The organism is Pseudomonas sp. 910_23 (assembly GCF_052850795.1).
Map to the genome: position 1 here is coordinate 132,895 of NZ_VXCZ01000011.1, position 11,837 is coordinate 144,731.

8 protein-coding genes are annotated in these 11,837 nt (G+C 61.1%); 5 read left to right on the forward strand and 3 right to left on the reverse strand.

From position 1 onward, the window contains the following. Positions 1-10: 10 nt before the first annotated feature. Positions 11-1,009 carry a methyltransferase gene (locus FW800_RS15510; RefSeq protein WP_446437918.1) on the reverse strand — a complete coding sequence of 333 codons (999 nt, stop codon included), beginning with the start codon at positions 1,007-1,009 and terminating at the stop codon, positions 11-13. Between the two features lie 30 nt (positions 1,010-1,039). Continuing rightward, on the reverse strand, positions 1,040-2,005 hold the full coding sequence (locus FW800_RS15515) for a 2-hydroxyacid dehydrogenase (protein WP_446437934.1): 966 nt from the start codon (positions 2,003-2,005) through the stop codon (positions 1,040-1,042). Between the two features lie 84 nt (positions 2,006-2,089). Between FW800_RS15515 and FW800_RS15520 the strand changes: the two genes are divergently transcribed. The 5 genes from FW800_RS15520 (at position 2,090) to FW800_RS15540 (ending at position 11,253) form a co-directional block, all read left to right on the forward strand. Beyond that, positions 2,090-2,722 carry a LysE family translocator gene (locus tag FW800_RS15520; protein ID WP_078820303.1) on the forward strand — a complete coding sequence of 211 codons (633 nt, stop codon included), beginning with the start codon at positions 2,090-2,092 and terminating at the stop codon, positions 2,720-2,722. Between the two features lie 265 nt (positions 2,723-2,987). Beyond that, positions 2,988-4,670, forward strand: coding sequence for a fatty acid--CoA ligase (locus FW800_RS15525; RefSeq protein WP_005784903.1), 1,683 nt, complete (start codon positions 2,988-2,990; stop codon positions 4,668-4,670). Positions 4,671-5,003: 333 nt separating this feature from the next. Beyond that, on the forward strand, positions 5,004-6,863 hold the full coding sequence (locus FW800_RS15530) for a DUF1302 domain-containing protein (protein WP_032877744.1): 1,860 nt from the start codon (positions 5,004-5,006) through the stop codon (positions 6,861-6,863). A 42-nt stretch (positions 6,864-6,905) separates the two neighbouring features. Further along, entirely contained in the window at positions 6,906-8,270 is a 1,365-nt protein-coding gene (locus tag FW800_RS15535) for a DUF1329 domain-containing protein (RefSeq protein ID WP_005784906.1), read from the forward strand. A 250-nt stretch (positions 8,271-8,520) separates the two neighbouring features. Beyond that, the gene (locus FW800_RS15540) at positions 8,521-11,253 is read left to right on the forward strand and encodes a LuxR C-terminal-related transcriptional regulator (RefSeq protein WP_446437919.1); all 2,733 of its coding nucleotides are present in this window, start codon (positions 8,521-8,523) and stop codon (positions 11,251-11,253) included. Positions 11,254-11,265: 12 nt separating this feature from the next. On the opposite strand, the gene FW800_RS15545 is transcribed toward FW800_RS15540, so the two are convergent. Continuing rightward, the gene (locus FW800_RS15545) at positions 11,266-11,823 is read right to left on the reverse strand and encodes a PqiC family protein (protein WP_446437920.1); all 558 of its coding nucleotides are present in this window, start codon (positions 11,821-11,823) and stop codon (positions 11,266-11,268) included. Positions 11,824-11,837: the final 14 nt, after the last annotated feature.

The following is an 11,837-nucleotide window of genomic DNA, read 5'->3' on the forward strand; positions in this document are numbered from 1 at the left end:
CAAACGCCCGTCAGGGGCGCTTGGCTCGGTAGATGCGAAAACCATTGCCTTCGGCCTTGATTGCGCAGATACCCAGATGCTCTTCGATCAGCGGCTGATACTTCAGGAAGCTGTTGGCAACCAAGCGCAGTTCGCCACCTTTTGCCAGATGTTTGGCTGCTTTTCGCAGCAGGTTTTCCGTGGCGAAGTAATCGGTATGCACCCCGACATGGAACGGCGGGTTGCTCAAAATCGCGTTTAGCCCCATTGGCGCGGCATCGATTCCATCCCCGGTCAGTACCTCGGCTTCCAGGCCGTTCGCCGCCAACGTCAGCCGACTGCTGGCAGCTGCGAAGGCATCCACATCCAGCATTGTCACGGTGTTATGCGGGTAGCGACGCTTGACCGCAGCCCCCAGTACCCCGGCGCCGCAACCGAAATCGAGCAGATGCCCGCTGGGCAGCTTGTCCAGGTGCTCCAGCAGCAACTCGGTGCCGCGGTCCAGGCGGCCATGGCTGAACACTCCCGGCAAGCTCACCACCTTCAGCGGGCCTTCGGCCAGTGGTACATCGAAGACCTGTGCCAGGCTCTCCAGTTCGACCGCTTGCGGGGCGTTGGCGACGGTGACTTGCCATAGCTGGCAATGCCGCGCGTTATCCAGCTTGCGCGGCTTGCCGAAGGGGGTCATCTGCTTGGCAGCGCTTTCGATACCGCCTTTTTTCTCACCCACCAGAAACAGCTCGGCGCCAGGCAGGCGAGCGGCCACGGCGTTGAGCAGGTAGTCGGTGAGGTCCTTGGACTTGGGCAGGAAGATCACCGCGGCATCGAAGGCACGCTCGGGCACATTCACCCCGAACTGGCTGCGCTCGGGAAACCGTGCATCAAGCGCGGCCTGGTCGCCGGCGTGCCAGCACCAGCCATGGGCGTTGGGCAAGCGCCCGAGCAAATCGTCGGCAGGCAAACCTACCAGCAGCAGGTTGCCTTGAAAAAGTTCGGCCTGACGAAGCAGTACTTCACTGCGCGGATCCATGGTCTGCTCCTTGAAAAGGGGCGCAGTTTATCAACTGACGACGCGCAGCGGGGCACCGCTGAAAAAGCCTCGGGCGTTTTCCGTCAATTGGCCGACGATGCGTTGCCGCGCTTCGCGACTGCCCCAGGCGTTGTGGGGCGTGACAATCAACCGAGGAATATCGCCGGCCAGCAGCGGGTTGCCATTGATCGGCGGCTCCACACTCAACACGTCGGTCGCCGCGCCGCCCAGATGACCACTGCGCAGCGCGTCCGCCAAGGCCTGTTCGTTGATCAAGCCACCACGGGCGGTGTTGACGATAAACGCGCCGGGCTTGAGCAGCGCCAGTTCACGGGCGCCGATAAAGTCGCGGGTGTGTTCATTGAGCGGGCAATGCAAGGTCAGCGCATCGACCTGGGCCAGCAGTTGATCCAGTGGCACGCGGTCGGAGCGGGCAGGGCGCCCGGGAATCGCGCCGAGTACCACGCGCATGCCGAAGGCTTCGGCCAGGCGCGCCACCGCGCTGCCCAGTTCGCCATGGCCGAGCAGGCCGAGGGTTTTGCCTTCCAACTCGACAATTGGATGGTCCAGCAGACAGAACTGCCTGGCCTGCTGCCATTTGCCGGCGGCCACATCCTGTTGGTAGTCCTTCAAGCGCGTGGCGAGGTTGAGCAGCAGCATGATCGTGTGCTGGGCCACCGACGGCGTGCCGTAACCCTGGCAGTTGCTCACGGTGATGCCGTGGGCGCGGGCGGCTTCGAGGTCGATATTGTTGGTGCCGGTGGCTGAAACCAGGATCAGTTTGAGCTCGGGGCACGCCGCCAGGGTTTGCGCCGTGAGCGGGATTTTGTTGCTGATCGCGACTTGAGCGCCCTGCAAGCGTTCCACCACATTCTGTGGCGTAGTCTGCTCAAACAGCTGCAACTGGCTGAAGCAGTCGTGCAAACCGCTGAGGTCGAGGTCGCCCAAGTCCAGTGAAGGGTGGTCGAGGAAGACGGCGCGGCGATTGTTCATGATCAACTGTACCTTTTGCGACGAGGTTCGAAGGCGTAATCTTCCGAGCCTATCAGATGAAATAATCAGTTACTTAATGGAGTGAGCATGTACGTCGCCGAGTTTTTGACCGTAGCCTTGATTCACTTGTTGGCGGTGGCCAGCCCCGGCCCGGATTTCGCCGTGGTGGTCCGTGAGAGCGTGACCCACGGACGCCGCGCCGGCACCTGGACGGCCCTGGGCGTTGGCACGGCGATTTTCGTGCATGTGGGTTACTCGTTGCTGGGGATCGGTTTGATCGTGTCCCAGTCCATCGTGTTGTTCAATGCGCTCAAATGGGCCGCAGCGGCGTACCTGCTGTATATCGGCTTCAAGGCCCTGCGCGCCCAGCCGGCCAAGCCTGCTGCCGAAGGCGAGTTGCACCGCGAAGCGGGCGAGCGCACCCCACGCGGTGCATTTACCGCAGGCTTTGTGACCAACGGCCTGAACCCCAAGGCGACGCTGTTCTTCCTCTCGCTGTTCACCGTGGTGATCAACCCGCATACGCCACTGGCGGTACAAGCGGGTTATGGCGTGTACCTGGCGGTGGCGACGGCGGTGTGGTTCTGCCTGGTGGCCATGTTGTTCAGCCAGCAGCGTGTACGCGCCGGCTTTGCGCGCATGGGGCATTGGTTTGATCGGACCATGGGCGCGGTGTTGATCGCCATTGGGGTGAAGTTGGCGTTTACCAGCATGAAGTAATCAATTTTCTCAAGGGTACACAGCTCAAATGTGGGAGGGGGCTTGCTCCCGATAGCGGTGTGTCAGCCCTACATAAGCTGACTGACACCCTGCTATCGGGAGCAAGCCCCCTCCCACATTGGTCTTCCATAAGCTGCAGATACTGGCGCAAAGCTAGCATTTACTGAGTTCCGCAAATCATTCCTTTGGCTGATTTGGTTGAAACATAAGCCCTCTACAGTGCAGGTCTTCAAGTCAAGACCGTGCAGTCATTAAAGGGATTCGTATGTTGCAGACCCGTGTTATCCCGCCCGCCGAAGGTGCGTACCAATACCCGCTGCTGATCAAGCGCCTGTTGATGTCCGGGACTCGCTACGAGAAGACCCGGGAAATCATCTACCGCGACAAGCTGCGCTACACCTACCCGACGCTGATCGAGCGCGTTGCGCGCCTGGCCAATGTGCTGACCGAAGCCGGGGTCAAGGCTGGTGATACCGTGGCGGTGATGGATTGGGACAGCCACCGTTACCTGGAATGCATGTTCGCCATTCCGATGATCGGCGCGGTGATCCACACCATCAACGTGCGCCTGTCACCGGAACAGATTCTCTACACCATGAACCACGCCGAAGACCGCTTCGTGCTGGTCAACAGTGAGTTCGTGGGGCTCTATCAGGCGATTGCCGGGCAGCTCACCACCGTCGACAAGACCCTGTTGATTACCGATGGTGACACCCACACCGCCGAACTACCCAACCTGGTCGGTGAGTACGAAACCCTGCTGGCCGCCGCCAGCCCCCAGTACGACTTCCAGGACTTCGACGAAAACTCCGTCGCCACCACCTTCTACACCACCGGCACCACCGGTAACCCCAAAGGGGTGTATTTCACCCATCGCCAATTGGTGCTGCACACCATTGGCGTGGCGACCATCATGGGCAGCGTCGACAGCGTGCGTCTGTTGGGCACCAACGATGTGTACATGCCGATCACACCGATGTTCCACGTACACGCCTGGGGCCTGCCCTATGTGGCGACCATGCTCGGCTTGAAGCAGGTCTACCCCGGGCGCTATGACCCCGAATACCTGGTGCAGCTGTGGCGCAAGGAGAAGGTCACGTTCTCCCATTGCGTGCCGACCATCCTGCAAATGGTGCTCAACGCCAAGGCTGCCCAGGGCGTGGATTTTGGTGGGTGGAAAATCGTCATTGGCGGCAGCGCGCTCAACCGCTCGCTGTACGAGGCCGCCAAGGCCCGCGGCATTCAATTGACCGCCGCGTATGGCATGTCCGAGACCGGGCCGCTGGTGTCGTGCGCACACCTCAATGAAGAGCTGATGGCCGGCAGCGAAGACGAACGCACCACCTATCGCATCAAGGCCGGTGTGCCTGGGCCGCTGGTGGAGGCGGCAATCATGGACACCGACGGCAACTTTCTTCCCGCCGACGGCGAAACCCAGGGCGAACTGGTGCTGCGCGCGCCCTGGCTGACCGAGGGTTATTACAACGAACCGCAAAAGGGCGCCGAGCTGTGGGCCGGCGGCTGGATGCACACCGGCGACGTTGCCACACTGGACGCGTTTGGTGTGATCGATATCCGTGATCGCATCAAGGATGTGATCAAGACCGGTGGGGAATGGATCTCGTCCCTGGCCCTCGAAGACCTGGTCAGCCGCCACCCGGCGGTACGCGAGGTAGCGGTGGTGGGCATCGCCGATCCGCAATGGGGCGAGCGCCCCTTTGCCTTGCTGGTGGTGCATGAGGGCCAAGTGATTGGGGCGCGGGAGCTCAAGGAGCACCTCAAGCCTTACGTTGAACTGGGGCATTTGAGCAAGTGGGCGATTCCGAGCCAGATCGCCGTTGTTACTGAAATTCCCAAGACCAGCGTAGGTAAGCTCGACAAAAAACGTATCCGTATCGACATCATCGAATGGCAGGCCAACAACAGCACCTTCCTGTCTACGCTTTGACGCCCCTCGCCGCGCCCTTTCGGGCGCGGCGCTGCTCTATCTCAAGCCTCTACTTGTGATTTGCCGAATTTCAGCCATCCTTCCCGCGTCGACCTTCGTCGGCGTGGCGAAAGGGTTGTGGCAGACAGGTTGGTGATGCAAATCACACTTTAGAGGGATCAAGCACTACCCCCCCTCTGGCTATAGTCCCTTTCAGAGTTTTTCGCGGATGTTGCGCGTCGAGCCAGGGAGGCTCGGTTGCGGTTCGGCATTGGAATCGTTGTATCCCGGCCGTTACATCTGAAGAAAGGGCTCACTGCCATAACAATAAAATATGCACATGGAGTAGCGTCGATGACCCAAGTAAACCAGTTCTGGCGCCGGGCAAGACTGCCCCTGGCCGTCAGTCTCGCTTCTACGCTCGCCGGGCCTGCATTCGGCGTCAGTTTCAACATCGGTGAAATCGAAGGGAGCTTTGACTCCTCGCTTTCGGTGGGTGCGAGCTGGTCTACGGCCAAGCCCAATCGTGATCTGATCGGCGCCAACAATGGCGGCAAGGGCCTGTCCCAGACTTCCGATGACGGTCACCTGAACTTCAAGCGCGGCGAGACGTTCTCGAAGATCTTCAAGGGTATTCATGACCTGGAACTGAAGTACGGCGACACCGGCGTGTTTGTGCGCGGCAAGTACTGGTACGACTTTGAACTCAAGGACGAGAGCCGTCAGTTCAAGGACATCAGCGACAACAACCGCAAGGAAGGCGCCAAGTCTTCTGGCGGTCAGATTCTCGATGCGTTCGTCTACCACAACTACTCGATTGCCGATGCGCCAGGTTCCGTGCGTTTTGGTAAGCAGGTCGTGAGCTGGGGCGAAAGTACCTTCATCGGCGGCGGCATCAACTCCATCAACCCGATCGACGTGTCGGCGTTTCGTCGTCCGGGGGCCGAGATCAAGGAAGGCCTGATTCCGGTCAACATGTTCTACGTGTCCCAGACGCTCACCGACAACCTGTCGGCCGAAGCGTTCTATCAACTGGAATGGGACCAGACTGTCACTGATAACTGCGGCACTTTCTTCTCCCAGCCAGACGTGATCTCCGATGGTTGCAGCAATAACCTGCGGGTGTTGAACAAGCGCTCGACCATTCCCGCTGCGGCACTGCCGACCCTGGGTGCCCTGGGCGTGGACGTGAACAGCGAAGGCGTGCTGGTGCGCCGTGGGCCGGACCGTGATGCGCGTGACAGCGGCCAGTTCGGTGTGGCCATGCATTACAACTTCGAACCGCTGGACACCGAGTTCGGCGCCTACTTCATGAACTACCACAGCCGTGCGCCGATCTTTAGTGCGCAGGGTGCGCCGTCCGCGGCCTACACCCGTCCATTGGGCCCGCTGGGGGCACTGCGTCCACTGATCGTGGCGGGCAGTTCGAACTACTTCGTCGAGTACCCGGAGGATATTCGTCTCTACGGCTTGAGCTTCTCCACCACGCTGCCTACCGGCACCGCCTGGAGTGGTGAATTGAGCTATCGGCCGAATGCGCCGGTGCAGTTGAGTACCACCGACATTCTGTTTGCCGGTGTCACGCCGATCCCTGGCTTTGGCAATGCTTCGGTGCTCAAGGGCTCGCCGGGCCAAGACCTGCATGGCTACAACCGCAAGGAAGTCACCCAGTTCCAGACCACCTTTACACACTTCTTCGACCAGGTGATGGGCGCCAGTCGCCTGACCACGGTCGGTGAAATCGGTGTGACCCATGTGGGTGGCCTGGAAAGCAAGTCCCAGGCTCGCTATGGTCGCGATCCGGTGTTCGGCCCAGGCACGCTGCCGGGTGGGTTCTGCAACGCGCTGAACAACTCCACCGCCAACGGCGCCGGGCTGCCCAACGCTGCCGGCCTGAACACCAACTGCAACAACGACGGCTACACCACTGCAACGTCCTGGGGCTACCGTGCCCGTGCCATCTGGGAATACCCGGACGTGTTCGCTGGCGTGAACCTCAAGCCCAACGTGGCCTGGTCCCATGACGTCAAAGGTTACTCGCCAGGTCCCGGCGGCAACTTTGAAGAGGGTCGCAAGGCGGTCAGCCTTGGCCTGGATGCCGAATACCAGAACACCTACACCGCGAGCCTGGCGTACACCAACTTCTTTGGTGGCAAGTTCAGCACCGTGGATGATCGCGACTTTGTCGCCTTGAGCTTCGGCGCCAACTTCTAAGCACACTCTTTTCAAGTGGCATGTATTCAGGAAGACCAGAGTATGAAAATAACTAAAAGTCTGTTGCACGTCGGTGTGCTTGGGCTGTCGATCCTGGCGAGCAACGTCATGGCGGCAGTCTCGGCGGATGAAGCTGCCAAGCTCGGTACTACCCTGACCCCGATGGGCGCCGAGATGGCGGGCAACGCGGCCGGCACCATCCCCAAATGGTCACCCCTGCCAACCAACGCCGGCGCCGTGGATGCCCGTGGCTTCCTGGCCAACCCATATGCCAGCGAACAACCGCAATTCACCATCACCGCGCAGAACGTCGAGCAGTACAAAGACAAACTGGCTCCAGGGCAGTACGCGATGTTCAAGCGTTACCCGGACAGCTTCAAGATGCCGGTCTACCCGACTCATCGCGGGGCCACGGTGCCGGCTGACGTGTTCGCTGCCATCAAGAAAAACGCCACCACTACCAACCTGGTGTCCGGCGGCAACGGTCTGGAAAACTTCGAGACCGCCGTGCCGTTCCCGATTCCCAAAACCGGCGTTGAAGTCATCTGGAACCACATCACCCGTTATCGCGGCGGCAGCGTAACCCGTCTGGTCACCCAGGCCACGCCGCAAACCAACGGTTCCTACAGCCTGGTGTACTTCCGCGATCAGTTTGTGTTCCGCGACAAGATGAAGGACTTCGATCCGAAAAACCCGGGCAACATCCTGTTCTACTTCAAGCAGCAAGTCACCGCGCCAGCGCGTCTGGCCGGTGGTGTACTGCTAGTGCACGAAACCCTGGACCAGGTCAAGGAACCGCGTTCGGCGTGGGTCTACAACGCCGGCCAGCGCCGTGTGCGCCGGGCCCCGCAAGTGTCCTATGACGGGCCGGGTACTGCTGCCGATGGCCTGCGCACCTCCGACAACCTCGACATGTACAACGGTGCGCCGGATCGCTACGACTGGAAGCTGGAAGGCAAGAAAGAAATCTACATCGCCTCCAACAGCTACAAGATCGACGATCCGAAGCTCAAGTACGCCGACATCATCAAGGCCGGCCACATCAACCAGGACCTGGCGCGCTATGAGCTGCGCCGCGTCTGGCACGTGGTCGCCACCTTGAAGGAAGGCCAGCGCCACATCTACGCCAAGCGTGACTTCTTCATCGACGAAGACACCTGGCAAGCGGCGGTGATCGACCACTACGACGGCCGTGGCCAACTGTGGCGCGTTGCCGAAGCCCATGCCGAGAACTACTACGACAAGCAAGTGCCGTGGTACGCCCTGGAAACCCTGTACGACCTGCAGTCCGGCCGCTACCTGGCCCTGGGCATGAAGAACGAAGAGAAACAGGCTTATGACTTCGGCTTCACCGCCACCACCAGCGACTTCACCCCAGCGGCCCTGCGCCAGGACGGTGTTCGCTAACCAACACTAGTGCACCCCTGTGGGAGGGGGCTTGCCCCGATGGCGGTCTGACAGTCGATTAAAATTCTGACTGATCCACTGCCATCGGGAGCAAGCCCCCTCCCACTTTTTGTGTGTGCTGTTTGTAGGGATATTTCTTGTCGCAGTTCTTTTTCAGCCAATTGTTGCAAAGATCTACAATCCCGCCGCTTTTACCGCTAGTCTGCGGACATCTGCAATGCCGACAACAGCCTTCTACAAGAGCCCGGCGATGACTGATCTGTCCCGAATCCAAGGGCCTGCCAGTGTGGTGATGCCAACCCTGGAAGGCCGCTTCTACAGGCCCCCATTGCCTGACGGCTACGTGCTGCGCCCGCGCCTGTGCCAACGGTTGAACGCGGGCCTGGACGGGCGATTGTTGCTGGTCTGCGCACCGGCGGGGTTCGGCAAGAGTTCGTTGGCGGTGGAGTTCTGCCAGGGCCTGCCGGCCCATTGGCAAAGTCTGTGGCTGGGCCTGAGCCCACGGGACAATGACCCCGGCCGCTTCCTGGAGCGATTGCTCGACGGCTTGCAGCACTATTTTCCGCAGTTGGGCGCCCAATCCCTGGGTTTGCTGAAAATGCGTCAGCGTCATCAACCCTTTGCCTTTGAAGAATGGCTGGATGGCCTGCTCGATGAGCTGGCGGAGCATCTGTCCACGCGCTCGCCGCTATTGCTGGTGCTGGATGACTACCACCTGGCCCAGGGCCCGGTGCTGGATCGTTGCCTGCAATTTTTCCTCAATCATTTGCCCGACGGTCTGTTGGTACTGGTCACCAGCCGGCAGCGTCCGGACTGGCACCTGGCGCGCCTGCGTTTGTCGCGGCACCTGCTGGAGCTGCATGAACAAGACCTGCGCCTGACCCACGACGAATCCCTGGCCGTGCTGGATGGGCACAGCAGCGCGTTAGGCGGAGAAGCGTTGGAAAACCTGATCCGCCGCAGCGAGGGCTGGGTCGCCGGCCTGCGCTTCTGGCTGTTGGCGGCGTCCGAAGCCGGTGGCAATGAGGGGGCCTTACCCCAAAGCCTTCACGGTGGCGAAGGGCTGATTCGTGATTACCTGCTTGAAGAAGTCATCGACTGCCTGCCTGCCGACGTGCGAGCGTTCCTGTACGACACTGCTCCCCAGGAGCGTTTTTGCAGCGAGTTGTGCGACGCGGTCCGCGAAGCCCATGACAGCGCCGAAATCCTGAATTATTTGCAGGCCCATCAGGTTTTCCTGGTGCCGCTGGATGAACAGGGCCACTGGTACCGCTATCACCATTTGTTTTCCGACCTGCTGCGTACCCGCCGCGAGAAGAGCACCACATTGCCGCCTGCCAGCTTGCACTTGCGCGCCTGCCGCTGGTTCAACGCCCAGGGTTTGATCGACGAGGCAGTAGAGCAGGCGCTGCGGGCCGGCCATCTGGACGTGGCGGCGAACCTGGTCCAGAACCTGTCCGAAGAGCAACTGTTGGCAGAGCAGAATGTTGGCATGTTGCTGCGCTGGAAGATGGACTTGCCCGACAGCCTGCTGATCAGCACGCCGCGCTTGATCGTGCTCTACAGCTGGGCATTGGGGCTGGCGTGCCAATTGGACGCGGCCCAGGAGCTTTCCAGCTACCTCAGTCGCTTCCTGCCGGCACCCTCGGCGACCGCGCAAAGGTCCATGTTGGCCCAATGGCTGGCGTTGAGCGGGATCATCGCCCGTGGGCGCGGGGATCGCGAATTGACCCTGCGCTATTGCAACGAGGCACTGGAGAGCCTGCCGCAAAAGCGCTACGGCCAGCGCCTGATGTGCCTGTCGACCCTGTCCAACCTGGCAATTGTCGATGCCGACCTGTGGCGCGCCCGCGGTTTGAACCGCGAATCCCTGGAGCTGGCGCAGCGCGTCGGTAATCCGTTGTTTGAAGCCTTGGCCCATTACGACCGGGCGCGGGTGTTGCAGTCACGCGGCGAAATCCTGCGCTCCCTGGACGAAGTGCGCCAGGGCCTGGAACGCTTGCACGGCCTGGCGCCCCAGCGCCTGTATGCGGTGCGTGCGCGGTTGTCGCTCTACGAAGGTTACCTGCTGCTGGCGCGTTACCAGCCCGAAGCCGGCCTTGTGCGTTTGCGCGCCGGCCTGGCCGAAGCCCGTGCCTGCCGGGATATCAGCGTGCTGATCGGGCATTGCGTGATCGCCAACTTTGAAGGGCGGCGCGGCCAGTTTTCCAATGCCTTTGCCGAGCTGGCCGAGGCCGAGCGCTTGATGCACATCTGGGACGTACCGCCGATCTATTACCTGGCGATGATTACGTTGATCAAATGCGAGCTATGGCTGGCCCAGGGTCGTACCGAGCTGGCGGACGCCTGGCTGACCAGGCTGGGGCAGACCTACAACGGCGAGCACGCCGCTGCCGCGCCGGAGTTCCACCCACACCTGCCACAACATATCGAACTGCAACAAGCCGCGCTCGATGCCATACGCCATCAGCCCGACACCGCGTTGCAATGTCTGGAAGCATTGGCGCAACAGTCCCAGAACAGTGGGCGACAGATGATTGCCTTGATGGCGCTGACCCAGCAGGTGCAGCTTCTGTTGGCGGGCGGCCAGGAGGCCAAGGCCGGACAGGTATTGGCCCGTGCACTTGAAGCCGGCTCGGGCGGCGCGTTGCAGCCGTTCCAGCGGTTGCTGGAGGGCTACCCGGACTGGATGCGTGAGCAGTTGGGCAAAGATCCCCATGGTCTGCTGAACCAGAGCTTGCTGGCGCTGCTGCCCCAAGTCAGCGTGGTCCAGGCCCCAGCTCATCAAGAAACCCTGAGTACGCGAGAGCTGGCGGTGCTGCGACTGATTGCCCAAGGCTGTTCAAACCAGGAAATCAGCAACCAGCTGTTTATTTCCTTGCACACCGTCAAGACCCACGCCAGCCATATCAACAGCAAGCTCGGCGTGGAGCGCCGAACCCAGGCAGTGGCGCGAGCCAAGGCCATGGGCTTGCTGGTCTGAGCCCAGCGCAGTTTATGGCGCGGCAGGGCAGCCTTTGAGTGACGTGCCGATGGTTTGATTGATCAGTGCCGCGAACCTCTTGAGGTTGTTCTGATGCGCCACCACCAGATCGTCGATGCCTAGCCCCGCGGGTGACTGCAAGGTGCTGCGACAAGTCAGGGCTGGGCGGTCGCCATTGATCTGGCGCAGGCGCCAGCGCACGTCGAGCAGCGCGTACTGCCCGGGGACCGAGTCAAAGCGCTGCACTTCAAGGCGCAGGGCCACAGCGTGGCGTGGATCGCTATTGGCCAATTGATCCACCAACGCGCTCCTGAGTTCGTCAGCGAGGCTGGCGGCCCACCACTGGGTTTCAAGAATCGCCAACCCACTGTCACCCTGGCGCACCACTATCTGCGCGCGATCTACCTGGGGCGGCACGCTGAGGCTTTCAATCCGTACACCACCGGCATCTGCGCGTGAGCTGTTGCTCGCATGTGCCGGGGTCAGGGTGTGGAAGGCGATGGGGTCACTGCGACAGGCCGCGAGCAACAGCATCGTGGTCAGCAGTGTGATCTTCAACGGCGACGTCATGGCGGCTCCAATGG